The organism is Bradyrhizobium sp. (assembly GCF_035935975.1).
Classification (GTDB): Bacteria; Pseudomonadota; Alphaproteobacteria; order Rhizobiales; family Xanthobacteraceae; genus Bradyrhizobium.
This window is the reverse complement of record NZ_DASYWN010000040.1, coordinates 19143-43886: the sequence shown is the minus strand read 5'-3', so window position 1 is coordinate 43886 and position 24744 is coordinate 19143. Positions and strand designations below refer to the sequence as shown.

22 protein-coding genes are annotated in these 24744 nt (G+C 63.5%); 11 read left to right on the top strand and 11 right to left on the bottom strand.

Annotated elements, in window-relative coordinates:
* The first annotated feature begins 15 nt into the window (after positions 1-15).
* From cckA to VGR99_RS22405, 4 genes are all read left to right on the top strand, one after another.
* Positions 16-2601: a cell cycle histidine kinase CckA gene (gene cckA / locus VGR99_RS22420; RefSeq protein ID WP_326901372.1), complete on the top strand. Its 2586-nt coding sequence runs from the start codon at positions 16-18 to the stop codon at positions 2599-2601.
* A gap of 335 nt (positions 2602-2936) precedes the next feature.
* The gene (locus VGR99_RS22415) at positions 2937-3953 is read left to right on the top strand and encodes a Tim44 domain-containing protein (RefSeq protein WP_326901371.1); all 1017 of its coding nucleotides are present in this window, start codon (positions 2937-2939) and stop codon (positions 3951-3953) included.
* 148 nt (positions 3954-4101) lie between these two features.
* Positions 4102-4776, top strand: coding sequence for a lectin (locus tag VGR99_RS22410; protein WP_326901370.1), 675 nt, complete (start codon positions 4102-4104; stop codon positions 4774-4776).
* A gap of 198 nt (positions 4777-4974) precedes the next feature.
* Positions 4975-5679, top strand: a complete 705-nt coding sequence (locus tag VGR99_RS22405) for a glutathione S-transferase (RefSeq protein WP_326901369.1) — start codon at positions 4975-4977, stop codon at positions 5677-5679.
* 364 nt (positions 5680-6043) lie between these two features.
* Here VGR99_RS22405 and VGR99_RS22400 read toward each other — a convergent pair whose 3' ends face one another.
* From VGR99_RS22400 to VGR99_RS22390, 3 genes are all read right to left on the bottom strand, one after another.
* Positions 6044-6718, bottom strand: a complete 675-nt coding sequence (locus VGR99_RS22400) for an isoprenylcysteine carboxylmethyltransferase family protein (protein ID WP_326901368.1) — start codon at positions 6716-6718, stop codon at positions 6044-6046.
* 116 nt (positions 6719-6834) lie between these two features.
* A complete protein-coding gene (locus tag VGR99_RS22395) occupies positions 6835-7008 on the bottom strand; it encodes a hypothetical protein (RefSeq protein ID WP_326901367.1) in 174 nt (57 codons plus the stop codon).
* Between the two features lie 306 nt (positions 7009-7314).
* Positions 7315-7788, bottom strand: a complete 474-nt coding sequence (locus VGR99_RS22390) for a hypothetical protein (protein WP_326901366.1) — start codon at positions 7786-7788, stop codon at positions 7315-7317.
* A gap of 1108 nt (positions 7789-8896) precedes the next feature.
* Between VGR99_RS22390 and VGR99_RS22385 the strand changes: the two genes are divergently transcribed.
* Entirely contained in the window at positions 8897-10552 is a 1656-nt protein-coding gene (locus VGR99_RS22385; RefSeq protein ID WP_326901365.1) for a fumarate hydratase, read from the top strand.
* A gap of 265 nt (positions 10553-10817) precedes the next feature.
* Here the strand turns inward: VGR99_RS22385 and VGR99_RS22380 are convergent, their stop codons facing one another.
* From VGR99_RS22380 to VGR99_RS22355, 6 genes are all read right to left on the bottom strand, one after another.
* The gene (locus VGR99_RS22380) at positions 10818-11738 is read right to left on the bottom strand and encodes an SH3 domain-containing protein (RefSeq protein ID WP_326901363.1); all 921 of its coding nucleotides are present in this window, start codon (positions 11736-11738) and stop codon (positions 10818-10820) included.
* Positions 11739-11754: 16 nt separating this feature from the next.
* Positions 11755-12051 (bottom strand): hypothetical protein, encoded by a 297-nt coding sequence (locus VGR99_RS22375; RefSeq protein WP_326901362.1) that lies wholly within the window; start codon positions 12049-12051, stop codon positions 11755-11757.
* Between the two features lie 109 nt (positions 12052-12160).
* Positions 12161-12715, bottom strand: a complete 555-nt coding sequence (locus VGR99_RS22370; RefSeq protein WP_326901361.1) for an inner membrane-spanning protein YciB — start codon at positions 12713-12715, stop codon at positions 12161-12163.
* Positions 12716-12729: 14 nt separating this feature from the next.
* On the bottom strand, positions 12730-13305 hold the full coding sequence (locus VGR99_RS22365) for a hypothetical protein (protein WP_326901360.1): 576 nt from the start codon (positions 13303-13305) through the stop codon (positions 12730-12732).
* A gap of 76 nt (positions 13306-13381) precedes the next feature.
* Positions 13382-13645, bottom strand: a complete 264-nt coding sequence (locus tag VGR99_RS22360; protein WP_326901359.1) for a hypothetical protein — start codon at positions 13643-13645, stop codon at positions 13382-13384.
* A 29-nt stretch (positions 13646-13674) separates the two neighbouring features.
* Positions 13675-15072 carry a carotenoid oxygenase family protein gene (locus tag VGR99_RS22355; protein WP_326901358.1) on the bottom strand — a complete coding sequence of 466 codons (1398 nt, stop codon included), beginning with the start codon at positions 15070-15072 and terminating at the stop codon, positions 13675-13677.
* Between the two features lie 108 nt (positions 15073-15180).
* Between VGR99_RS22355 and VGR99_RS22350 the strand changes: the two genes are divergently transcribed.
* The gene (locus tag VGR99_RS22350) at positions 15181-15912 is read left to right on the top strand and encodes a TetR/AcrR family transcriptional regulator (RefSeq protein ID WP_326901357.1); all 732 of its coding nucleotides are present in this window, start codon (positions 15181-15183) and stop codon (positions 15910-15912) included.
* A gap of 15 nt (positions 15913-15927) precedes the next feature.
* Here the strand turns inward: VGR99_RS22350 and VGR99_RS22345 are convergent, their stop codons facing one another.
* Entirely contained in the window at positions 15928-16530 is a 603-nt protein-coding gene (locus tag VGR99_RS22345) for a hypothetical protein (protein WP_326901539.1), read from the bottom strand.
* Positions 16531-16691: 161 nt separating this feature from the next.
* Here VGR99_RS22345 and VGR99_RS22340 point away from each other — a divergent pair, with 161 nt between their 5' ends.
* Positions 16692-17255, top strand: coding sequence for an SET domain-containing protein (locus VGR99_RS22340; RefSeq protein ID WP_326901355.1), 564 nt, complete (start codon positions 16692-16694; stop codon positions 17253-17255).
* A gap of 228 nt (positions 17256-17483) precedes the next feature.
* A complete protein-coding gene (locus VGR99_RS22335; RefSeq protein ID WP_326901354.1) occupies positions 17484-17684 on the top strand; it encodes a hypothetical protein in 201 nt (66 codons plus the stop codon).
* Positions 17685-17735: 51 nt separating this feature from the next.
* Here the strand turns inward: VGR99_RS22335 and VGR99_RS22330 are convergent, their stop codons facing one another.
* Positions 17736-18095, bottom strand: a complete 360-nt coding sequence (locus VGR99_RS22330; protein ID WP_326901353.1) for a response regulator — start codon at positions 18093-18095, stop codon at positions 17736-17738.
* A gap of 282 nt (positions 18096-18377) precedes the next feature.
* Here VGR99_RS22330 and VGR99_RS22325 point away from each other — a divergent pair, with 282 nt between their 5' ends.
* From VGR99_RS22325 to VGR99_RS22315, 3 genes are all read left to right on the top strand, one after another.
* Positions 18378-19547, top strand: coding sequence for a GAF domain-containing sensor histidine kinase (locus tag VGR99_RS22325; RefSeq protein WP_326901351.1), 1170 nt, complete (start codon positions 18378-18380; stop codon positions 19545-19547).
* Between the two features lie 589 nt (positions 19548-20136).
* Entirely contained in the window at positions 20137-22311 is a 2175-nt protein-coding gene (locus tag VGR99_RS22320; RefSeq protein WP_326901350.1) for an arylsulfatase, read from the top strand.
* 104 nt (positions 22312-22415) lie between these two features.
* Positions 22416-23909, top strand: coding sequence for a DUF1254 domain-containing protein (locus VGR99_RS22315; RefSeq protein WP_326901348.1), 1494 nt, complete (start codon positions 22416-22418; stop codon positions 23907-23909).
* Positions 23910-24744 lie beyond the last annotated feature (835 nt).

Genomic DNA, 24744 nt, shown 5'->3' with positions numbered 1-24744 from the left:
CTGCGTCAGCTTGAGATGACTGCTGAGACCGACCACGACCTCACACGCGAGCCCGTTGCGGCGCACGAGCCGTCGCCGCGCTCGGGCAGCATTGCGCTGGTGCTGTTGGTGGCTGCCGGCCTCGTCGCCGTCGCCGTCGGGCTGATGACGCTCGGCCGCGTGCAGGCGCAGCCCTATATCCTCGGCATCCTCGCCGTGCTGGCGATGGTCGGCCTGTTCAACCTGTTCGCCTTCGCCGCCGGCATCATCCGCTTCGTCGACCGCAATCTCGACGATCCCGTGATGGGGCGCATCGCCGACCACGCCTATGATGGCCTCGCCGTGACCGATCCGCGCGGCCATGTGGTCTATTCCAATGCGGCCTATCTGACCCTGACCGGCGCCGCCGGCCCGCAGGACGTGCGCCCGGTCGAGCGCGTCTTCATCGGCAATCCCGATGTCTCCGAAGCCGTGTTCCGCCTGCTCAAGGCCGCCCGCGAGGGCAAGCGGCAGCAGGAGGAGGTGCGCATCTCCGGCCAGGACGGCAGCCAGGGCCGCTGGCTGCGCATGCGCGTCCGCCCGCTCGGCACCGGCAAGCGCGAGGCCAAGTACGCGGTGTGGTCGATCGCCGACATCACGCGCGACCGCGAACGCCAGGAGGACGTGTTCCAGGAGCTCCAGCACGCGATCGAATATCTCGATCACGCACCGTGCGGCTTCTTCTCGGTCAATCCGGCCGGCGAGCTTGCCTATGTCAACGCGACGCTGGCGAACTGGCTCGACTATGACCTCGCCGAGATCGGCTCGGGCGGGCTGAAGCTCACCGACATCGTCTCCGGCGACGGCGCCTCGCTGCTCACTTCGATCGTGGCGGTTCCGGGCGAGGTGAAGACCGAGGTCTTCGACATCGACCTGCGCATGCGGACCGGCAAGACCATGCCGGTGCGGCTCTATCACAAGCTCGCTTTCGGCGCCGACGGGGCGCCGGGGCCGTCGCGCACGCTGGTCATCAGCCGCGCCCGCGACGAGCGCAGCGATCCCGATCGCGCCGCCGAAGTGCGCTTCATGCGCTTCTTCGACCATACGCCGATGGCGATCGCGACGGTCGACCGCAGCGGCAACGTGGTGCGGGCCAATGCGCGCTATGCCAAGCTCGGGCAGGCGCTCGGGCTCGACAGCGCCTCAAAGTCGATCTTCCGCGCCGTGAATGCGCGCGACCGTCACCTCCTGATCGCGGCGATCAACCAGGCCGCCGAAGGCCGGGCCGACGTTGCGCCGGTCGAGGTCGCGCTCGAAGGCACCAGGGAACGCTGGGGCCAGTTCTTCGTCACGCCGGTGGACGCCGCCGAGAACGACGCGGAAGCCGCCATCGTGCACATGCTCGAGACCACCGAGCGGCGCGCGCTGGAGAACCAGATCAACCAGTCGCAGAAGATGGAGACGGTCGGCCAGCTCGCCGGCGGCATCGCCCACGACTTCAACAACGTGCTCTCCGCCATCATGATGGCGAACGACTTCCTGCTGAACGCGCACAAGCCGACCGATCCGTCGTTCCAGGACATCATGCAGATCAAGCAGAACGCGACGCGGGCTGCGACGCTGGTGCGGCAGCTGCTTGCGTTCTCGCGACGCCAGACGCTGCGGCCGCAGGTACTCGATCTCGGCGATGCTTTGAGCGATCTCACCATGCTGCTGCGCCGGCTGATCGGCGAGAAGGTCAAGCTCGACCTGATCCACGGCCGCGACCTCTGGCCGGTCAAGGTCGACGTCTCCCAGTTCGAGCAGGTGATCGTCAATCTCGCGGTCAATGCGCGCGACGCCATGCCTGACGGCGGCAAGCTGATCATCCGCACCGCCAACGTCACGACGGATGATGCAGGCAAGCTTGCCTACAAGGGCATGCCGGCCGCGGACTATGTGCGGATCGAGGTCGCCGACACCGGCACCGGCATTCCCGCCGATATCCGCGACAAGATCTTCGAGCCGTTCTTCTCGACCAAGGAAGTCGGCAAGGGCACGGGCCTCGGTCTCTCCACCGTCTACGGCATCGTCAAGCAGACCGGTGGTTTCATCTACGTGGATTCCGAGCCGGGGCAGGGCACTTCGTTCCACATCTTCCTGCCGCGCCATCATGCCGAGCCGGAGGTGCAGGTCGAGCAGCCCGCAGCCGCGGTCAGCGCGGCCAATGGCGCTGCAAAGGAAGCTGCGCCTGCTGCAGCGGAAGCCAAGCCGCGCACCGATCTCACCGGACAGGGCACCATTCTTCTCGTCGAAGACGAAGAGGGCCTGCGCGCACTCAACGCACGCGGCCTGCGCTCGCGCGGCTACACCGTGGTCGAGGCCGAGAACGGCGTCGAGGCCATGGAGGTGCTGGAGGAGCAGAGCGGCGCGATCGATCTCGTCGTCTCCGACGTCGTGATGCCCGAGATGGACGGCCCGACGCTGCTCAAGGCGATGCGCGAGAAGAACCCCGACATCAAGTTCATCTTCGTCTCCGGCTATGCCGAGGACGCCTTCGAGAAGAGCCTCCCCGAAGGCCAGCAGTTCGACTTCCTGCCAAAACCGTTCACGCTCAGCCAGCTCGTGGCGGCGGTGAAGGAGACGATGACGAAGCAGGGGTGAGGGCGAGAGTCGGCGCGCCGCTTCCGTGTTCTCCGTCATTGCGAGCGAAGCGAAGCAATCCAGAATCTTTCCGCGGAACCACTCTGGATTGCTTCGTCGCTTTGCTCCTCGCAATGACGGTGGAGAGAGCTGTGCGCAATGATGAGGTCGGGCAAAAAGCTGAAATCCGGCCGTTAAGCCGACGGTAACCGGCGACCACGGTTCCCCCGCGCACCCGGCCAAACCCCCGCCAAATATGGGCTTTTGCCACATCCCCGCGACTGAGGGCCGCAGCCGCGAGTTCCGAAACCGTCTTCACTTTTCGGGAAGTCTGCCCATGTTAGGGGCACATCCCCATGCCGGGGATTTGGGAAACGCAAATGACTTTCTCGCAACGCTCCCGCTCTCTCTTCAAGACGATTGCCGTCGTGCTGGCGCTTGCGCTGCCGACCGCGCTCGCCATCTCGTCCGCCGACGCGCGGGTCGGTGGCGGCATGTCGTCGGGTTCGCGCGGCTCGCGCACCTATTCGGCGCCGCCGTCGACCACGACCGCGCCGGGCTCGGCCTCGCAGTTCAACCGCACCTACACCCAGCCGGGCGCAGGCATAAATTCGGCCGCGGCTGCACCCGCGCGCGGCGGCCTGTTCGGCCGCGCCGGCGGCTTCATGGGCGGCCTTGCGGCCGGCTTCCTCGGCGCAGGCCTGCTCGGCATGCTGTTCGGTGGCGGCCTGTTCGGTGGCCTCGGTGGCCTGTCGTCGATCCTGGGCCTGATCATCCAGATCGTGCTCGTGGTGTTCGTGGTGCGGCTGGCGATGTCCTGGTGGCAGCGCCGCCATGCCCCGCAGGCGGCCTACGCCAATGCTGACGCAAGCGCCGGTCCCGGACCGCAGACGAACTATCGCAGCGCCCTTGGTGGTGGTCTTGGCGGCGGCCTCGGTGGCTTCGGCTTCGGTGGCGCCAACAACGCGCCGCTCGAGATCAAGCCGGATGACTATGAGGCGTTCGAGCGCTTGCTCGGCGAAGTCCAGGCCGCGTGGTCGAACGAGGACGTGGCCAAGCTGCACACGCTCGCGACGCCGGAGATGGTCTCCTATCTCGAGCAGGACCTTAACCAGAACCGCGCGCGCAACGTCGTCAACAAGACCAGCAACGTGAAGCTGCTGCAGGGCGACCTCGCGGAAGCCTGGCGCGAAGGCGAGACCGAATACGCCACGGTGGCGCTGCGCTTCGCGCTCACCGACAAGACGGTGGACCGCAACACCGGCGCGGTTGTCGCCGGCAGCGAGCAGCCCGGCGAGGTGACCGAGGTCTGGACCTTCGCCCGCCGTCCGGGCGGTTCCTGGGAACTGTCGGCGATCCAGCAGACCAACTGATCGCATCCAACCATCAGAAACCAGGGCGTCGTGCTTCCGGCACGGCGCCCTTTTCTTTTGGGCCTATCGCATTGCGGCACCGGAATAAGCGGGTACGCCTCGGGTTGAAAATCAGGCGGCCAACGACAAACACAATTGGGAGGACAGGATGATCCGTATCGAGAGATCCGTGGCGATGTCAGGCCTTGCGCTGGCGATGGCCTTGCTTGCGACGCCATCGGCACAGGCGGCCGAGATGACGTTCTTCGTGACCTCCAGCGGTCCGGGCAAGGGCGCCGATCTCGGCGGCCTCGAGGGCGCCGATGCGCAGTGCCAGAAGCTGGCGCAGGCCGGCGGCGCCGGCGCCAAGACCTGGCGCGCTTATCTGTCGACGCAGGCTGCCGACGGCAAGCCGGCTGTCAACGCCAAGGACCGCATCGGCAAGGGACCGTGGCAGAACGCCAAGGGCGCAGTGATTGCCAAGGACGTCGCCGATCTGCACGGCGCCGCCAACAATCTCACGAAGCAGACTGCGCTGAACGAGAAGGGCGAGGTCATCAACGGCCGCGGCGACACGCCGAACCGGCACGACATCCTCACGGGCTCGCAACCTGACGGCAGCGCTTTTGCCGCGGGCGACGACAAGACCTGCAAGAACTGGACGTCGAGCACGCAAGGCGCGGCGGTGGTCGGCCATGCCGATCGCCAGGGCCTGCGCGACGACGAGCCGTCAAAATCATGGAACAGTTCGCATCCCTCGCGCGGCCCCGACGGCGGCTGCTCGCAGGCCGATCTGAAGAGCACCGGCGGCGACGGCCTGCTGTATTGCTTCGCGGCGAATTGAGGCTCTGCTCTCTCCTCCCGTCATTGCGAGGAGCGCAGCGACGAAGCAATCCAGACTGCCACCGTGGAACGAATCTGGATTGCTTCGCTTCGCTCGCAATGACGGAGTATGTGGCGCGGCTGTTCTGTCTCACCCTGACGGAACCCGAGGCCACATGCTACATTGGTCCCGCAGCATTCACGCTCACGGACCTCTCCCATGAAATACGAGCTCTACTACTGGCCCGAGATCCAGGGCCGCGGCGAATATGTGCGGCTGGCGCTGGAGGAGGCGGGGGCGGCTTACGTCGACGTCGCACGCGGCCCGCGCGGCTCCGGTGCGATGATGAAGATGATGGACGCCAAGGGCACGCCGCCCTTTGCGCCGCCGTTCCTGAAGGCCGGCAAGCTCGTCATCGGCCAGACCGCCAACATCCTGCTCTATCTCGGCAGCCGCCATGGGCTGGCGCCGAAGACGGAAGCCGGCAAACTCTGGGTGCATCAGCTTCAGCTGACCATCACCGACCTCGTGCTCGAGATTCACGACACCCATCATCCGCTCGGGCCTTCGCTCTACTACGAAGACCAGAAGGCGGCGGCGAAGAAGCGCACGGCTGAGTTCTGGGACGAGCGCGTGCCGAAATATCTCGGCTATTTCGAGCAGCTTCTCGACGACAATGGCGGCACCTATGTCACCGGCCGCAGGCTGACCTATGTCGATCTCTCGCTGTTCCAGATCGTCGCCGGGCTGCGTTATGCGTTTCCCAAGCGCATGAAGGCGTTCGAGACGGATGTCCCCGGCCTCGTCGGCCTGCACGATCGCATCGCCGCGCGGCCGAACATCAAGGCCTACCTTGCGAGCGAGCGCCGGATTCCCTTCAACGAGCAGGGAATCTTTCGCCGTTATCGCGAGCTGGACACCTAAAGCGTTTTCGAGCGAAGTGGATACCGGTTCGCGTGAAGAAAACGCGTCAAATCAAACTCTAGCCGGTCCGGACGGAGGCTGGCGGCAGCCTCCGTTCCGGACCGGCCGTTTCGGGCGCGATCAATCGCCCGAAATCGTCACGGCTTGCGAGCGCCTGTGCAGGCTTCGCGACCGATTGATGATCTGAAGATTCGAATGCGGAAGAGGGTTCATGCTCGTCGGGGCAGGGTGGCTTGCAGAACATCGTCGCGTCTCCCGTTGCGTCATTACGGGTTCCCTCTAGCGAGGTTCATGTGCGGCGACGTCAGTCGATCGGAGGAGAGGGAATGCTTTTCCGTGAAGTGCCGCGGAGCGTGATGCGCGCTCACCACACGCCGGGCAGCAGGCGATAGCGCACGCGCGTCACATAGTCGGAATAGCCCGGCAGGCCGTCGCGCAGCGTGCGCTCCTCGATGCCGATGCGGATCGCAAACAGGGCGACGATGACAGGCACCATCACCAGGCCCCACCATGAGCCCAGCAGCAGCGGCACGCCGGCGAAGAACAGCACCATGCCGCTGTACATGGGATGACGCACATGGGCGTAGGGTCCGGTCGAGATCACGCGCTGGGCGCGCTCGGCCTGCAGCTTCACCACGGGCGCTGCGAACGAGTTCTCGCGGAACACCCACAAGACGAACAGCGTCGAAGCGACGTACAACACGAGGCCGAGCACCTGCACCGCGAATGGCACGTCGGAGGCGTGCGAACGCCGGTCGAGCCCGATCACGGCCAGCCAGGCCAGCATCGCCAGGACGAAGACGATCATGAAGACTTTGTCGGCGGCGGGCTGATCCTTTTGCAGGACGGGCCGCAGACGCTCGGCAAGCAGCGCGGGATCGATCCGGTAGAGCCACCAGCCGCAGAGCGGGCCGAGCAGGGCGCAGGTGCCGAGGAACACCCAGGCCGAAGGCCAGTGCATTGTTCCGGCGGACGCGAACAGCAATGCGCCCATGCCGACGGTGGTGATCGTGTTCTGCAACAGCAGTTTTGCGATCATGCGCAGGTCTCAGCTCAGCCGCGCACGATACTGGTCCCATTATCCGGCGAAGATGCGGCCGGACACGCGAAAAGCCCGATCGACCGGATCGGGCGTTTCATCTCCGGCGGGCCTGATCAGGCGAGCTGATCGATCCGGGTGCCCTGGCCCGGCGGCAGCGGCGCGGGCGGCTGCGGCTTGTAGGTCGGGTCGGTATCCCCAGTCTTGGTCTGGTCGTCCTGCTGCTTGGTGGTGTCGTAGCTCGGCACCACGATCGCGCTCGGCGGCGGCGCAACGGTAGAAACGCTCATCCACAAATCCTCACACATGGAAACAATTGACCCTGGCCCGCGAGGAGCGAAATTTCCTGCAAGGCAATCGTTAAAATGCGAGGGAACTGGTGCGGGGGGAGGCTGTTTCGTGCCTCATGTACGCTCTGTAGTCGCGACGACAAATCTCTCCTCGTCATTGCGAGGAGCGAAGCGACGAAGCAATCCAGAGTCTTTCCGCGGAGACAATCTGGATTGCTTCGCTACGCTCGCAATGACGGAGTGTGTGGTAGCTGGCGTCGCGAAGCGTGCGCTGCCGTGTCCGCTGCATGAGAGAAGGGCGAAGCCCTACTCGTCCTTGCCCCGCGTGATCGCGATGGACGCATCCGTCTTGGTGCGGGTGCATTCCATGTTGAGCCGCCGGTAGCGCATCGTGATCTTGTCGCCGCGCAGGAGGCCCATCCGCTTCAGACAGCGCGTCGCGCCCGTTGTGGTGTCGTCCTTGGTCACGGTGAAGACGATCGCCGCCATCGACCCCACCAGCGCGAAGAACTCCGGCGTCGGCTTGCGGTCGCCCTTGGCATAGAGCTCGATGGAATATTTGTCGCCGCGGCAACCCACCGATAGCTCCTTGGCCGCCGGGTGCGTCAGATAGACAACGTTGCCGGCGCGAAAGTTCACCTTGAGGCGATCGACCTGGTTGGCCAGCTCCTTGGCGCTGTCGTCGCAGCGGTCGGCGCGCGCAGGTGTGGCGAGGGTCACAAGGCCGGCGATGGCGGCGGCGACCAGAATCGCGCCGCGGAGGTTCAGTTTGAAAATCATGATGAAAAGCCCCTTAGGGGTAATAGAAGCGCTAGGCGATGCTGAGCGCAAGTACCACTTTTATGAGGGGTGGGTACCTTCTGTATAGCCTGCAAATCGATCCGCTGGCCACCCTCAAGAAGCTTTGGGACATCTGGCTCAATCATTAGGAGATGATAATCTTTGAACAATCATAAGTTGATTTTGTCAAGGTGGCGGAAAAGTCTGCTAGACTGGATTAAATGCAATTTCTGTTTCGGTGGCCTTCGTACCACGAAAAGCGAACCGGCGAATTCGTCATCTCATAGCTACGATGCATCAAGGCGTTTCGTAAGACTTGCCGAATAGCTACTTCCGGATAATCCGGGGTATCCTTACGAGTTTCCCCAGACAAGTCAGCCCTTGTCCGATTCCAGGCCCGAACCAAAAGATCAAGCTCTCGTACTTGGTCAATCAAAGAGCCAGTGATTGTTTTTTGGTCCATGATCGGATCTGTAAGTTTAGTGCCCTGAATGTGTAAGGCCTGCACATAGGCTCCAGGAAAGACGTCCTGCGGAGTCTTACCCAACGCCAAAATATCAACGGTGGCTTGATCGAGCGCCGAAGATATATCGAGAGTCGGTCGAGGGCAGTGTCCCTCCTGCGGGACTCAACATAAACTCGGACGATCGCCGGATTGCCCAGCTCAAGGACTATCGATCCTTGATGGCGATGGCTCAGGAGGCTCGAAAGCCGATGTTTCTTTTGCGAGCGGCTGATGGAGCTATCGGCGGGCATCAAGCCGCAGTGAAAGAATGTGGCGAAGATTTTCGAGCGCTAGCGAGAGATATCCTGAAGCGTACGGATCGCGCCGAAGGGCTATCCAATTCGCTCTCGGTCGTTGCGAAAAGATAGCCGCTTTCGCCACGGTGCAAAACTCGGAACGCCACAACCTTCAGTCGGGCTGAAGAAATGGCGTAAGCAGTTGTGTGCCTCCAGCGGACGACGACCAAAAACCCAAGCCGCCGCCATGCCGCCGAATCGGGATGCCCCGGCCGCGCCGGAACGCCTTCCCTTTGCGGCAAAAAAGCTTAGAACGTTTCTATGCTTAGAGGTCCGAAAGGGCCACCAAAACCCCGAGATTCGCCCCATGAACGCTCCTACCGCCTTCCCCGACCCCGCAAAGCCCGTTCCGCCCTACAAGCACACCCCGCTGTTCCCGCTCGGCAAGGATGAGACGCCCTACAAGAAGATCACGGCCGACGGCGTCCGGGTCGAGAAGGTCCTGGGCAAGGACATGCTGGTGGTGTCGCGCGAGGCGCTGCGGGCGCTGTCGGAGGCGGCTTTTGGCGACATCAACCACTATCTGCGCCCCGGCCATCTGAAGCAGCTCCGCGCGATCCTGGAGGACGGCGAGGCGAGCCCGAACGACAAGTTCGTCGCGCTCGACTTTTTGAAGAACGCCAACATCGCGGCCGGCGGCGTGCTGCCGATGTGCCAGGACACCGGCACCGCGATCATCATGGGCAAGAAGGGCTGCAACGTCATCACCGACGGTGACGACGAGGCGGCGCTGTCGGAAGGCGCGCGCGATGCTTACCTGCGCCGCAATCTGCGCTACTCGCAGGTCGCGCCGCTCTCGATGTACGAGGAGAAGAACACCGCCAACAACATGCCGGCGCAGTGCGAGATCTACGCCGAGGGCGATGATGCCTACAAGTTCATGTTCATGGCGAAGGGCGGCGGCTCCGCCAACAAGAGCTTTCTGTTCCAGGCGACGCCCTCGGTGCTGACCAAGGACCGGCTGCTCGCGTTCCTGAAGGAAAAGATTCTCACGCTCGGCACTGCGGCGTGCCCGCCTTATCACCTCGCGATCGTGATCGGCGGCACCTCGGCCGAGCTCTGCATGAAGACGGTGAAGCTCGCTTCCGCCCGCTATCTCGATGCGCTGCCGACCCACGGCTCGCCTGACGGCAACGCCTTCCGCGACGTCGAGATGGAGAAGGAAATCCACAAGATGACGCAGTCGCTCGGTGTCGGCGCGCAGTTCGGCGGCAAGTATTTCTGCCACGACGTGCGCGTGATCCGGATGCCGCGCCACGGCGCCTCGCTGCCGATCGGGCTCGGCGTGTCGTGCTCCGCCGACCGCCAGGTGCTCGGCAAGATCACCAAGGACGGCGTCTATCTCGAGGAGCTGGAGCATAACCCCGCGCAGTATCTGCCGCAGGTGGAGGAGTCGCTCGGCGGCGAGGTCGTCAAGATCGACCTCAACCAGCCGATGAAGGACATCCTGGCGACGTTCTCCAAGAACCCGATCAAGACGCGCGTGTCGATGACCGGCACCATGATCGTCGCGCGCGATAGCGCCCATGCCAAGCTGCGCGAGCGGCTGGAGAAGGGCGAGCCGCTGCCGGACTACTTCAAGAACCACCCGGTCTATTACGCCGGCCCGGCCAAGACGCCCGAAGGCTACGCCTCCGGCGCGTTCGGTCCGACCACGGCCGGCCGCATGGATTCCTTCGTCGATCAGTTCCAGGCCGCCGGCGGCTCGATGGTGATGGTCGCCAAGGGCAACCGTGCGCCGGCCGTACGCGAGGCCTGCAAGAAATATGGCGGCTTCTATCTCGGCTCGATCGGCGGCGCGGCTGCGAACCTCGCCGAGCACTGCATCAAGAAGGTCGAGGTGCTCGAATATCCCGAGCTCGGCATGGAAGCGATCTGGCGCATCGAAGTCGTCGACTTCCCGGCGTTCATCATCATCGATGACAAGGGGAACGACTTCTTCAAGGAATTGAATCTGGGCTAGCTCTTCACCTCGCCCCGCTTTCGTCGGGGGCGATCGTCTTTGAGGCAGTCTTCCCGTGGCGCATCCTTCGAGACGCCCGCCGTTGGCGGGCCCTCAGGATGAGGGCGGAGTATGCGGCTGGAGTTTTCTGCGGACGCCGACGTGGCTCAGCCTCATCCTGAGGAGACCGCGCAGCGGTCGTCTCGAAGGACGAGGCGCTTGCTCAACCGTAGCCAGGAAGCAACTGCGGCTGCTCCGTCGCTTGCCGGGTGAGGGGATCGGATAGCTAACTACAATTCGTAACCTGGTTGGAGCACAGCGCGCGCCACCAGCCGCGGACGTTGTTCTCGCTCTCGACCAGACCCCAGATCCCGCTGCAGGCGAAGATGCGCTTCGGGCCGCCGTCGGTGTCGATCGCCCCGCCGAGCTCGCGCTGGGCCGGCATCCATTTGGCATCGACGAAGGGCGCCTGAAACAAGCCGCCCATGCGCGTGGCGCCATTGGCGTAGGACGCGCCGACCTTGCTGGAGGCGACCCAGCCGCGGCCTGCGTAAGGCTTCGGCGCGCTGCGCGGATATCTCTTCTCGTCCTCGTAGTCCTTGCCCGGCGGCTTGGCGCCCTCGATCAGAAACCAGCCATCCTTGAAGCCGATGATGCGGAATTCGGTGAGCCAGCCGCCATCGGGCGTGTTCTCGGCGCCGCCTAACTTCAGCTTGTAGGGCGACGGCAGCGTGCCGAGCACGCGGGCCTTCACCGAGGGCTCGGCGCGGACGTTGAGGCCAGCAGGATCCTTGTCGATCGACCAGGCGCCGAGATCGCAGGGCTCGGTGCCCTCGGGCAGCGTTGCGCGCTTCGTGGCCAGATCGGCGTGCAGCTTTGCGAAATCGGTGTCGTCGTTGTCAGGGTCCGGCCCGGTGCGCGGCTTCAATTCGGCCGAGACTGCGCGCGTCGCATCCGGCGTCAGCTTGACCACGAGAGTCTGCCGCGCAGCGAACACGCTTGCCGGTGTCTTCGGATCGTTCGACGTCGCGGGATAGACGGCGAGATAGCCGGTCGCGCCGTCGGTCCGGTAGGCGAGGCCTGCGACGTAGCCTGCCGGCACCATGGCGAGCGCGCTTGCGCGCCACGCCGGTTCGGTGTCATCCGCGCGCGCCGCTTGTGCCGCGACACACAGGATCGCCGCCGTGATGAGACGGAGCGCACGCATGGATGCCGCGCGGACCTTACGCGCGCGCGCCGGTGAACGGGAAGCTGCCCATCGGGCCGATACCCATCTCGCCGCTCATGCTGTCGCCGGACACCGTTCCGATGAACTCGAGCGTCAACGGCATCGGATTCGTGATCGAGACTTTCCAGTTGACGGCGTCGCCGCTGACGGTGCCGTCGAAGATCTCGGCGGTTTCACCTTCCGCGCCCTGCGTGCCCGTGAGCGTGCCGCCGGCGGCCTTCAGGCTCAGCGTCGTCTTGCGCTCGCCCATGGGGGTCGTTGCGGTCAGAGTCCAGTTGCCGTCCACGGCCATTCGCGTCTCCCATTTTTTTCCCGGCGCCTCGCGACAATCCGCGACGGCTAGCCGGCAACGCCTATAGCCCAACTCGTGCGGCGTGCCTAACGCTCTCTTTGACGCGGCCTCAGGCGCGCGCGGCCGCGCGCATGCGGCTGCCGACGAGGAGGCGGAAGGCAACGTACTGGATGGCAAAGGCGAGGATCTTCGCGCCGATCAGCACCACCGAAATATAGAAGGCCCACAGCTTCATGTCGCCGGTCATGGCGACGGCGACGGTGCCTGCGGCGAGCGCGAACATCAGTGCGGCCCAGGCGTAGCCCGCGACGGTGACGTATTCCGGAATGGTCTCGGTCACGATCGCGGGCAGGTAGCGAAGCATCCAGCCGCGCTTGAGCATGATGATGCCGATCGCGACATGTCCGATCGCAGGCTTGGCCAGCACGAAGCGCGGGTCGTGGGTGAGCAGCGTTGCGCCGCCGAGCACGATGACGAGGCCGAGGCTTGCCCAGGTCATGTAGCCCAGGGTCTGGCCCTTGATCCGCGACCACACCACCTGGCCGATCGCGCCGAGAATGGCGACCAATGTTGCGAGGATGACGTTGTCGGTCGCGAGATAAATCACCAGGAAGACGATGGTGGAAAGGAAATCAGAGACGAGCCGGCGGAATACGTCTTTCATCGTCTGTCCTGTCTTCAGTGGGCGTGGGGCAGTGCGCGGGCGGGCGTACCGTACTTGATCTGGCGATACTCGGGGTACCATTTTGTGAAGTAGATCGCGCTGTTGCGGGCGGCGAAGGCGACCGCAAGGCTCGACCACAACGGCAGGCCGGGGAAGTAGAGCAGGGCGATGTTGGCGGCCGCCATCAACAGCGCGGCCGCGGTCCACGCGCCTGATATGACGTAGTTGGCTGTGAGGAAGCCTGGGATCGCTGCGGTTTCAGCCGGGACCGCTTCAAGCGCATATTGCAGCGTGAAGGGACGGCGGACCAGCATCGAGCCGAGCGAGATGACGAAGACGCCGATATCGACCGCCAGCTTGACACCGAGCGTGCCGAGCGCGGGGGCGATCAGGGTGACGTAAAGGCCGATGGCCGCGAACAGGATCGCCGAGCCCGCGGCCAGGATCTTCACGGAGCGGCCGCGCGCGACGTCGATCGCGATGGTGGCGAGGCAGATCGCTGAAGCCGTGAACACGCTTGAAGTGGCCGATGTCACCAGCATCAGGAACGTGAAGGCGCCATAGGGCGCGAGGATCAGGAAAATCGCCATGGGCCGCCTCGGTCAGGCCAATCTTTACGGTGTAAAGATCAATAGTTCAGGCGCGTTGCCGGGTCAAGCGAAATCTTTACAGTGTCAAAATGACGTAGGCGACCTCGAGAAGATGAAGCGCTGCAACGGCTTGGTCGGAGGCTTCTTCGGCCAATTCCGCCCAGTTCAGGTGCGCCAGGAGCGGCAGTGCGGAGGCGGCCAGGAGGCCCAGGGCGAGCAGGATGCCGCCGTTGAAGATGGTCTGGCTGCTCCGCCGCAGCCGGATCGCCTGGAATGCGAGCGCGGCGCCGGCGAGGGCGAGGACGACGAGGCAGTCCGCGGTGAGCGAGGGCATCTGCATGTGAAACTCCTCTTTCCGTCAGTGACGCGCTACGCCGCACCCACCCAATTGCCGTGAAAGCCGTCCGGCACGCGGTGGCCGAGCTGCACCAGCGCGACGGGGCCGGCCTCGACGTCGGTGGCGTTGAACACGGCGAGGTCGCTGCGGTTCTCCCGCGCGCGCCAGACCACGGCGAGCAGCCAGCCATCGCCCTCGGCTGCATCCTTCGACCGTTCGACGAACACCGGCTCGGAGATGGTGTCGCCCGCCGGCAGCAGATAATGGCCGAGCCGTTTGCCGTTGCCGTCGACATGGACGATGCCGGACAGCGCGCCGAACATCGGCAGCTTCGGATTGGCGCAGGCGTACCAGCCGTGACGGCTCTTCAGCCCGGCGCGGCGATCGTCGATGCGCGGGAATTCGCCGGTGAGGTCGTCGAGATAAGTCTGCTGGAAGCGGTCGGTGTTGCCCGTCAGGTCGAACGTCCAGCGGCAGTGGCGGGCGCGCGATTTCTCCGGATCGGTCGGCCGGCCGTCGGGATGCGGAAACAGCGGCGCCTCCTCGAACTGCATGACGTCGGCGACGATGCGGTCGCCATCTTCCCACGCATTCATGATGTGGAAGACGTAGCAGGCCTCGCCGCGAAACCAGACGATATCCTTCGCCGTGCCGCTCCGCTTCATCACGCCGACATAGGCGCCCTTGTCCGGCTCCCAGGCATAGGGCGGCCGCCCGCTCATCGCGCGCTCCATGCTGCCGGTGATGGGGAGGATCGGAAACAGCACATGGTTTGCGGTGACGATGAAATCGTGCACCATGCTGGCATAGGGCGCCTCGAACCGTTCGAAACGCGTCGCCTTGCCGGAGGCGTCGATCGATCCGTAGGAGAGGGCAGGCGTCAGCGGCCCCGCGGCGTTGTAGCCGAAGAACACGAGCTCGCCGGTGACGGGATCGACCTTCGGGTGTGCCGTAAAGCTACCGGCGACGCGGCCCTGATAATTGTGATAGCCGCGCGTCGCCAGCGTGCCCGGCTCGATCTCGGTCGGCAGATGCGCTTCTTCGAGCGCCAGCAGCTTGCCGGCGTGGAAGATGATGTTGGTGTTGGCGACGCCGCCGTCGGTGAGATCTTTCGGCGCATCCGGCAGCTTGCGGCCGAAGCCGCCGAACAGGGCGTGGCCGGCATCATGCTCGGCCAGCCATTTCGGCGTGCGGACCCAGCGGTTGCGATAGCTGGCGCGGCCGTTCTCGAGGTGGAATGCGTGCAGCATGCCGTCGCCGACGAACCAGTGCGCGCCGGGCGAGTCGAACTGCGGATTGGGGCCGTTGCGATAGAGCACGCCGTTCAGGTCGCGCGGCAGTTCGCCGACGATCTTCAGGAAGGGCGCGTCGGCCTCGAATGGAATCGGCGCGAGATTGTTGCGGCGCTCGGTGACGGCGGCCTGCTGCACGGCGTATCCCTCCCTATCTTTACATCGTAAAGATGGCATAGAGCGGTTCGCCGCGCCGGTCAAGCGAAATCTTTACACTGTCAATATTGCGTCATATAGCATGGATCCATGGGCAAGAGTGAAACCAGGACCGAAACCGCGCGCGCTGCGCGCACCCCGAGGAAGACGCTGTCGGCAACCGGTGCGCGCGCCGCGCGCCGTCCGGCAGTCGCGAAGGCGGAGACGCCGTATCACCACGGCGCCCTGCGTGAGGCGCTGCTCCAGGCCGCCGAACGGGTGCTGGAGCGTGACGGGCTTGCCGGCCTGACATTGCGCGCGGTGGCGCGTGAGGCGGGCGTGTCGCATGCCGCGCCCACCCACCATTTCGGCGATCTCACCGGCCTGCTCAGCGAGCTTGCCGCCGTCGGCTTCCGTCAGTTCAACGCGGCAATGGCCTCGTCCTGCGATGCCGCCGCCACGCCGCTCGAGCGCGCGCTGGCGCGGCCGAAAGCCTATGTCGCCTATGCGCAGGCCCATCCCGGCATGTACGGCATCATGTTCCGCACCGAACGGCTCGATTATTCGAGGCCCTCGCTGCACGAGGCAGCGGAGGCGTCCTTCGCCGGGCTCGCCAATGCCATCGGCATGATGCGGCAGGAGCAGATCAGCGGCGATGCGCTGACGCTGAACCAGGGCGCGGCGATCGCGCGCGCCTGGTCGATGGTGCACGGCTTCACCATGCTGCTGCTCGACGGCCGCCTCGAGGATATTCTGGGCCGTCTGCCCGAGGGCACGACGGCCGAACGGCTGCTCGAGGCGATGCTGACGGCGCCGATCACGGGGAAGCTGCCGGGGCCCTGATCGGCTGGGAGAGCCTTAGCGCATCGTGGCCAACTCAACCGCACGGCCTCGCGTGCCCACGATCTTCACCTCGTCCTTGCCGCAAGCGAAACCGCGCGCAAAGTCGTCGGCGGCCTTGCGCGCGAGCTCATTGGCAGATGGGTTGGCGATGGCATCGACATAGGCGACATGGCAGACCGGGCCCGGCGGCAGCCGCGTCACCACCAGCATGGCCTTGGTGTTCGGCCGTCCCTGCTTGTCGGGATCGCTACTGTCGGCGATGTGCCAGCGCTGGATCATCGCAAAGGGCTTGGTGCCCACGCTGCGCCATTCGATGGTCGTCTCCGATGAGTTGAACGGCTCGAACCAGATATTTGCGGCCGGTTCCTCCGCGGCCGCTTTGCGATTGCGGCCGACCGAGACGATTTCGCGCAGGTCATCCTCGGCGATCAGCACCATCAGGCCATTCTTGCCCGGGCAGACTCGCGTCGTGCTGCCGTCGAGCTCGCTGGGCTTGCCGACCTGGCGGCAATCCTTAGGTGCGGTGGAGGTGTAGGTGCTGCCCATGGATTGGGCGCTAGCGCCGTTCAGGGCGATGCAGCTCGTCAGAACAGCGAGGATTATGCGGATACGGTTCATCATGACGCCTTGATGTCGCGGGAACTCCCTCCATCAGACGTCTTCATTGTGGGCAAGGTTCAAACAAGGGCGGGATAGACCTGACAGCGGCGCGGAATCGTTCTAGAAGGGCGGCTTCCGCCTGCGCCTGTTGCGCCTCGTTCGCGTCATCTCATTAGATCATGCCCATCATCGCTTCCAGCAAAGCTTATCGCGTCGGCCGTTCCAAGACCGGCCTTGGCCTCTTCGCCACCATGCCGATCAAGAAGGGCACACGGATCATCCGCTATTTCGGACCGATCCTGGACTCGCGCATTCCGGCGCATGACGAGATCGAGAACAAATATCTGTTCGAGCTCAACGGCCGCTGGACCATCGACGGCTCGGTGCGCAAGAACCTTGCCCGCTACATCAACCATTCCTGCCGCCCCAACGCCGAATCCGACGTCCGGCCGCGCGAGCGCAAGGTCTTCATCCGCGCCATCAAGAACATCGAGCCCGGCGACGAGATCAACTACGATTACGGCACCGATTATTTCAAAGCCTATCTCAAGCCGATCGGCTGCAAGTGCCCCTCCTGCGAGAACAAGCGCAAGAAGCTGCGTGCCGAAGCCCGCGCCGAGCGCGCCAAGGTGAAGGCGCGCAGCGAGCGCAAGGCGCAGAAGGCGGGCGTGAAAACCACCGCGGCGAAGAAGAAGCTGAACGGCAAGCATTTTGCCGGCAAGGTCGGCCGCGCGAAGGCATAGCGTCGGCCGAGCTACGGCCGTTGCATTGGTCCCTGAGCACCGCCCGACGATCCTGGCGCTGCTTGTGCCCGGTATCGACAATTGGCATTCTGAAATTTGCACCCGTTGATGTCCGTATGGACCAGTGAACATTTAATGTTCACTTTGGAACAGAACCGGCATCTTCTGCATATTATGCTCGCTGGAACTCAAACCCAACGGTTAGGACCCGTCAGACGAGGTTGTGTCATGCAGCGCCGACGCCGCTTCAAACAGACTGTGCCCCTTGAAGAGCGACTTGCCGAAGAGGCGAAACGCCTCCGGGAAAAAGCCAGATCCCTTCCTCCTGGTCCTCAACGCGAGGACGCCCTCCGCAGAGCCAGACAAGCCGAGACCGGATCGCATATGAGCGAATGGCTGCGATCGCCCGGGCTGCAACCGCCGGAGTAGCAAGCGATACGACCAAATCGCCATACCGTGTCGGAGGAATCGGCCGCGGGGCTACGCCGCCATCCGATTCAACGTCGCGACCAACTCGGCCGGCCGGAGCGGTTTTCTGATGAATCTGCCTCCCTCGGGAATGTCGACATCGGCCGGAGCGACTTGTCCGGACACGAGGATGATCGCGACCGGCGGCCAGCGGCGACGAACCATCGCGACAAGCTCAATCCCGTCCATGCCGGGCGGCATGTCGATGTCGCTCAGGATGATTCTGATGTCGGCTCGGTTTTCGAGCAGCTGGATCGCCTGTTTGGCGTTTGCTGCCTCCAGGGTGGCAAAGCCTGCCTCCTCGACCAGATCAACGGTACTCATTCTCAGCAGAGGCTCGTCTTCGACCACCAGCACGACCGCCTTCTGCATGAGCGCTGCTCCTCCTTATCCGTCCAGGTCAGCAAGGAGTGTTGCGAAAGCGGCCTCGAAACCCGAACTGGGATAATCGGGCCGCGCGCCGTCAGTTCCTGCGAAACGGTCGTCCTCCACGAGATAAAAGGGTGCGTTTGGAACGTTGGATGTCCGACGCGAGCCGCGTTAAAGCTTCGAGCACGGCCGCCGCCACCGCGGAACGGTGGATGCTCGTCCCCGGTTAACAGGCTTGAACGGCCCGGGCGCTGACACTAGCCTCTGGCGGCGAGGATAGGGTGGATGAGTTTCGATAGTGATATTGCTAAAGTCAGCGGCATTGCCGCGGTTCCCACCATTCTCGATGTTGTCAGCCGGACAACCGGCATGGGGTTCACCGCCGTCGCGCGCGTGACCGAGGACAGGTGGATCACCTGCGCCTCGCGGGATGAGTTGGCATTCGGTCTGAAGCCTGGAGATGAGCTCAAGGTCGAGACCACGATTTGCCACGAGATCCGGCAGAGCCGGGAAGCCGTCATCATCGATGACGTGGATCAGGACGCCGTCTACTGCAGCCACCACACGCCGGCGCAGTATGGTTTCAAGAGCTATATTTCCATGCCGATCATCATGGCGGACGGCAAGTTCTTCGGCACGCTGTGTGCGATCGATCCCAAGCCGCGGAAGTTGAACACGCCCGAGGTCGTCGGGATGTTCAAGCTGTTCGCGGAACTGATCGCGTTTCACCTCGACGCTGCCGACAAGGTCGAGGTCAGCGAGGGCAAGCTCGCGCTGGAGCAAAGGTCTGCCGAACTTCGCGAGCAGTTCATCGCCGTGCTGGGACACGATCTGCGCAATCCGCTTGCGTCGATCGGGGGTGGCTTGCGTCTGCTGAGGAAGAAGGTCGATGCCGAAGGCATTGACTGGATCAACCTGATGCAGGTCAGCGTCAATCGCATGTCCGCCTTGATCGACAATGTGACGGATTTCGCACGGACGCGGCTGGGCGGAGGGATGCAACTCAAACTCAGGGAAGAGCCGCTCGAGCCGCACATCAGGCAGATCATCTCGGAGTTCGAGAATGTGCATCCGAACCATCGCATTACGGCAGCCGTGGATGTGCCTGGAAACGTCAGGGTTGACGCTGGGCGAATGAACCAGCTTCTGTCCAATCTGCTTGGAAATGCGCTCGCCTATGGTGACGCGGATGCGCCGATCATGATCGTTGCAACAGCGAATGGGCGCGGCTTCGAGATCAGCGTCGCGAACAAGGGGCCGCGCATTCCGGACGAGGCGATGCCGTTGCTGTTCACGGCCTTTCACCGCGGCCAGGTCCTGCCGAACGAAAAGGGATTGGGGCTTGGGCTCTACATCTCGCAGGAGATCGCCCGCGCTCATGGTGGCCAAATCCGGGTGACCTCCACGGCTGAGCAAACCGTCTTCACGGCCGAGTTTCCGCTCTCGCTCAGTTAATTTTCGCTGGCGGTCTCCGGTTCCTTATCTCCCGACAGAAGATTTCCAACTGCCGCGCCCGGTCCTGGCACAAACTGCATATGTAATCTCAACAGCGCTGGCCTATCCTCAAATCAATCTCTTATCGCTGCGCGTCATCCCACGGCGCGCGATAACTCGGCTATTGCGGAGAGAAAAAATGCCGAAGGCTTTGCGAACGCTATCAATTGCGGGCTCTGTCCTGTCTTCACAACAACATCGTTCAAGGGCGCGCGGCGCGATCCACGCCGGGCCAGATTATTGCTTGGCACATTCTGCAGGAGATCGAGGGGCGCCGCATAACGGCCGCCCGGCTTCGTAGTGGCGAGCCGGAGCGGCGGATCAAACAACCATTGAAGACCAACGGAGTTCGCAAATGAATCGTACCAGGCCGCTTTCGATCACATTGGGCGCACTCGTGGCGTCTTGGCTCCTCGGAACAAGTGCCTACGCCCAGGCGGTCTCATCTTCCCCGAACGGGCAAACGGCTCTGCCGTATGCGGAGCCTCGCTTCAGAGGCAATGTAGGCACGACCTTCAAGGATTCCGATCCGGCTGCGTTTCCGAAGGGCGTGCAGGCGCCGCAAGGCGCGCCGAACGTCCTGCTCGTGTTGCTGGACGACGTCGGGTTCGGCCAGTTCTCGGTTGCCGGCGGCGGCGTGCCGTCACCCAACATGGAGAAGCTCGCCAATGACGGACTGTTCTACGACCGTTTCCACACGACGGCGCTCTGCTCGCCATCGCGGGCGGCGTTGCTGACAGGGCGTAACCATCAGGTTGCCGGAACCGGCATCATCACCGAGCTCGCGACCGGGTATGACGGTTACACCGGAATCATTCCCAAGAGCACGGCGACCGTCGCCGAGGTGCTGCGGCAGAACGGCTACGCCACAGCGTGGATCGGCAAGAACCATAATACGCCGATCTACGAGACGAGCACGATCGGTCCATTCGATCATTGGCCCAACGGGCTCGGCTTCGACTATTTCTACGGCTTCATGGCAGGCGACACCAACCAGAACAGGCCCTTCATCTTCGAGAACCAGACACCGGTCGGCACGCCGAGCCAACAGGACTATTACCTCAGCACGGACCTCGCCAACAAATCCATCGACTGGCTCAGGAAGGCGGAAGCCATTGCACCGAGCAAGCCATGGTTCATGTATCTGGCGCCGGCAGCGACCCACAGCCCGCACCAGGCGCCGAAGGAGCTGATTGCCAGGTTCAAGGGCCAGTTCGACATGGGCTGGGACGAGTATCGCAAGCAGACTTTCGAACGGCAGAAGAAGCTCGGCATCGTCCCGCAGGATGCGAAGCTCACGCCACGGCCGCAGAGCCTGCCCGCCTGGGACAGCCTGAACGCTGACCAGAAGAAGCTCTATGCACGCATGATGGAGACGTTTGCCGCGTATGGCTACCAGGTCGACCAGGAGGTCGGCCGGGTTCTGGACTACGTTGCTTCACGGCCTGACGCCGACAACACCTTGATCATCTATATCGTCGGCGACAACGGTTCGTCTGCCGAAGGTGGTCTCGACGGAACACTGAACGAGAACGCGTTCTTCAACGCGTATCAGATGACTTACCAGCAGATGCTTCCGCTCATCGACGAGATCGGCAGCGAGAAGCATTTCAATCATTTCCCGGCCGAATGGGCGTGGGCGATGGACACGCCGTTTCAGTGGACCAAGCAGGTCGCCAGCCATCTCGGCGGCACGCGCAATCCCTTGATCATCAAATGGCCGGCCAAGATCAAGGACCACCATGCGATCCGGACGCAGTTCACCCACATCATCGACATCGCCCCGACCATCCTCGCGGCGGCCGGTGTCGACGAGCCGCGCAGCGTGAACGGCACGCCGCAGGAGCCGATCCAGGGGCGAAGCATGCTCGGCACCTTCAGCGATGCCAAGGCTCCGGAGATGCGGACCAGCCAGTACTTCGAGATGTTCGGCAACCGCGCCATGTACAAGGACGGCTGGTGGGCGGCATCCCTGGCATTCGAACCCTGGCAGGCAGAACGCGGCGAATTCGATCCGTTCAAGGCCAAGTGGGAGCTGTACAATCTCGACAAGGACTTCAGTCAGGCGGACAACGTCGCCGACAAGAATCCGGACCGACTTCAGGAACTCGTCGCACTCTGGTGGGCGCAGGCATCCACCAACAAGGTGTTGCCGCTGGATTGGCGCGGCGCCGAGCGCTTCAGCGCCGAGTTGACCGGCAAGCCCAACCTGGCCGGCGATCGCAAGAAGTTCGTCTATCCCGGCGACCTCAGCGGATTGCCCGAGGCCTCGGCGCCCGACCTGAAGAACAAGTCGTTCAGCGTCTCAGCCAAGGTCGACATCAAGGACGGCGCCAACGGGGTGATCTTCACCCAGGGCGGCAACACCGGCGGCTGGGGCTTCTACATGAAGAACGGCAAGCTCGTCGGGGCGCACAACTTCCTTGACGTCAAGTCGTTCACGGTCGCGAGCGACCAGCCCGTACCTGCCGGCAAGCACGAGCTCAAGATGGCCTTCAGCTATGAGGGCGGCAAGGAGATGGGCAAGAGCGGCACCATCACGCTGTCCGTCGACGGCAACAAGGTCGGTTCGGGCAAGGTCGATCAGACCACGCCGTTCAAATATTCACTCTCGGAGAACCAGGACATCGGACGAGACACCGGCACGGCGGTCGTCAGGGACTATCAGGAACCGTTTCCATTCGAGGGCAAGATCGACGAGGTCGTGGTGGACCTGGAGAAATAGTCAAATGCCGAAGCCCCGGCTGCCGTTGCGGTCCATCGCGGCAGCAGAGGGAGCCGGGTTCGGGTGAACAACGATCGGCCAAGGAAAACCAAAAGGACAAGACCATGAACCGCCGCGAATTCTTTGTTCCGACGGCCGCGGGCGCGCTTGCGACCACATACGCCGCATCGCGATTCGATCTCGGACTCGTTGCGCCGGCATCTGCGCAGGACGGACAAGAGCCGCTCGGCGGCCAGCCGCCGCAGGGCTCGACCTGCTCGATCAAGGACTTCGACTATCAGATCAAGCACCAGCGCGCATTCGAGGCCGTGCTGTGGAACATGCCGGCGATTGCGATTTACTCCTTCCGCCGCGCCGCCTTCACCGATCTCGGCATGAAGGACAACGACATCATCACCTACTCGGCGACCGCGACCCCGAAGCTGGAGGCGATTACGGCGAACAGCACCACCCCTTACATCAGCGCCTTCACGGACCTTCGCAAGGGGCCTGTCGTGCTTGAGCTTCCCGTCGCGGGAGCGGATGGGAGCCTCTACGGACAGGTCGTCGATGCCTGGCAATTCACCATCGCCGATGTCGGTCCCACGGGCCTTGATAAGGGGCAGGGCGGCAAGATGCTGTTCACGCCGCCGGATTTCAAAGGCACCGTCCCGGATGGTTACATCCACGTGGCCTCACCGAACTATCGTATTGCCTTTGCATTCCGCTCCGTTCCGGCGCCGGGCAAGTCGACGGCGGATGCCTACAAATATTCCCAGCGGCTGCGGATGTACTATCTCACCGAGGCCGCCAATCCGCCCCAGCAGAAATTCGTCGATCCCGCAAACATGCGTTACCCGACGCTGCCATTTTACGACGAGCGGCATTTCGAGGACATGCACGCCATCATGAGCGTCGAACCCGTGAGGGAGCACGACAAGGTCATGATGGGCATGATCAAGTCGCTCGGCATCGAGAAGGGCAAGCCGATGACGCCGGATGACACGGCTAAGCGCGCGATGCGACAGGCTGCGATCGATGCCTGGTTCTATCTGCAATCCTGGTACGACAATTTCCCGGCCAACAAGCTTTACTGGCCCGATCGACACTACGCGTCGCTATTGCAGACGGACGAGAACCGGACCTTCACCTTCACCTACGACGACCGGATCGACCTGATCGAGCGTGCGGCCGAGTATTTCTGGTGCACTTACATGCCGAAGGTGCTGACCGACAATCCCGGCACGCAATATTTCATGGCGGTCGCGGACAAGAATGGAAAACTGCTGGAGGCCGGCAAGACGTACAAGATCGACGTGCCGAAGGACATGCCGGTCAGGCAATTCTGGGCGCTGACCGTCTACGATCGCTCGACCTGTTCCTTCATCTACAGCAACTCCAACCGCACCACGCTGTCGTCTTACGACCTCGACAAGATGAAGAAGAACGCCGACGGCGGCGTGACCATCTACACCGGGCCGAAAGCACCGGACGGGCTGGAGTCCAACTGGATACCCACGGCAGGCAAGCGTCCGCTGCCGGCGATGCGGTGTTACGGACCCACCGAGGCGCTGAACGACAAGACGTTCAAGCTGCCGGATTTCGAGATGGTCACCTGACATCGCGGGAGCAGACGCAGGCCGAAGCCATCGCGATTTGTGGGTGGATGGGCATCCTCACATTGGTGCTGTGGCCGCTCGCGCTGACCTGGGCTTATCTCGTGCCGAACAAGCCATTGACGGGCGGCACGCGGCCTCGCCCGTCGGGCAAAACATCGTGTCAAGCCGCGCGGATCAAAATATTCTGATATACAGAATTTCGGTTTTATAGTATCGCTGGTTCGTCCCGGTCCGTCAAAAGGGGCGTTTCGCGATCGTCACGAGATGCAGACCGGATGCGGTGGACGCGGCAGCGCCGGCGCGCGACGTGATGGCAGGGCGGGTGATCCCCGTGAGACGTTACGATCCGCGATACGACACGGCGCCGTAACAGCGGCCTCGTCGGCGTCTTGGGTGAGCACACGCCAGCCCTGGAGAACCCGGTGAGGACGTCCGCGGACGGAGAAGTCGTGTGGTCCTGACGCCCGGGGTCTGTGCGTCAAGCCTTGCAGTGATGTCGTGGCCCGACCGGGCTCGCGCGCGTCAGCTATCGGTGAGGCGACGGGGGCAATAGTGCATCGCTCCCCGGGGAGAGCACGAAGGACACCGTTAAAACCATCCGCGCAGGGAAGGCCGGGCGACCGGCAACACCTGTGATCCACCCCGTGTGCATTCTTGTGGCGCACGGATCCCGGGTGCCAGCCGGCGCCCGGCCTTCCCTGCGCCCTTCTTTCGAGAAGGGCGGCAAGGCAAAGCAAAGCTCGGGCGAAACAAGCCGCGAGAACGGGAAAGCGTGTCAGCAAGTTGAGATGTTGGTAGGCGATGAGCGACGTCACGACAAACTCCGTCATTGCGA

Coding starts and splice junctions, on each gene's coding strand:
- cckA (WP_326901372.1), top strand. CDS start 16: ATGACTGCTGAGACCGACCACGACCTCACACGCGAGCCCGTTGCGGCG.
- VGR99_RS22415 (WP_326901371.1), top strand. CDS start 2,937: ATGCCGGGGATTTGGGAAACGCAAATGACTTTCTCGCAACGCTCCCGC.
- VGR99_RS22410 (WP_326901370.1), top strand. CDS start 4,102: ATGATCCGTATCGAGAGATCCGTGGCGATGTCAGGCCTTGCGCTGGCG.
- VGR99_RS22405 (WP_326901369.1), top strand. CDS start 4,975: ATGAAATACGAGCTCTACTACTGGCCCGAGATCCAGGGCCGCGGCGAA.
- VGR99_RS22400 (WP_326901368.1), bottom strand. CDS start 6,718: ATGATCGCAAAACTGCTGTTGCAGAACACGATCACCACCGTCGGCATG.
- VGR99_RS22395 (WP_326901367.1), bottom strand. CDS start 7,008: ATGAGCGTTTCTACCGTTGCGCCGCCGCCGAGCGCGATCGTGGTGCCG.
- VGR99_RS22390 (WP_326901366.1), bottom strand. CDS start 7,788: ATGATTTTCAAACTGAACCTCCGCGGCGCGATTCTGGTCGCCGCCGCC.
- VGR99_RS22385 (WP_326901365.1), top strand. CDS start 8,897: ATGAACGCTCCTACCGCCTTCCCCGACCCCGCAAAGCCCGTTCCGCCC.
- VGR99_RS22380 (WP_326901363.1), bottom strand. CDS start 11,738: ATGCGTGCGCTCCGTCTCATCACGGCGGCGATCCTGTGTGTCGCGGCA.
- VGR99_RS22375 (WP_326901362.1), bottom strand. CDS start 12,051: ATGGCCGTGGACGGCAACTGGACTCTGACCGCAACGACCCCCATGGGC.
- VGR99_RS22370 (WP_326901361.1), bottom strand. CDS start 12,715: ATGAAAGACGTATTCCGCCGGCTCGTCTCTGATTTCCTTTCCACCATC.
- VGR99_RS22365 (WP_326901360.1), bottom strand. CDS start 13,305: ATGGCGATTTTCCTGATCCTCGCGCCCTATGGCGCCTTCACGTTCCTG.
- VGR99_RS22360 (WP_326901359.1), bottom strand. CDS start 13,645: ATGCAGATGCCCTCGCTCACCGCGGACTGCCTCGTCGTCCTCGCCCTC.
- VGR99_RS22350 (WP_326901357.1), top strand. CDS start 15,181: ATGGGCAAGAGTGAAACCAGGACCGAAACCGCGCGCGCTGCGCGCACC.
- VGR99_RS22345 (WP_326901539.1), bottom strand. CDS start 16,530: ATGAACCGTATCCGCATAATCCTCGCTGTTCTGACGAGCTGCATCGCC.
- VGR99_RS22340 (WP_326901355.1), top strand. CDS start 16,692: ATGCCCATCATCGCTTCCAGCAAAGCTTATCGCGTCGGCCGTTCCAAG.
- VGR99_RS22335 (WP_326901354.1), top strand. CDS start 17,484: ATGCAGCGCCGACGCCGCTTCAAACAGACTGTGCCCCTTGAAGAGCGA.
- VGR99_RS22330 (WP_326901353.1), bottom strand. CDS start 18,095: ATGCAGAAGGCGGTCGTGCTGGTGGTCGAAGACGAGCCTCTGCTGAGA.
- VGR99_RS22325 (WP_326901351.1), top strand. CDS start 18,378: ATGAGTTTCGATAGTGATATTGCTAAAGTCAGCGGCATTGCCGCGGTT.
- VGR99_RS22315 (WP_326901348.1), top strand. CDS start 22,416: ATGAACCGCCGCGAATTCTTTGTTCCGACGGCCGCGGGCGCGCTTGCG.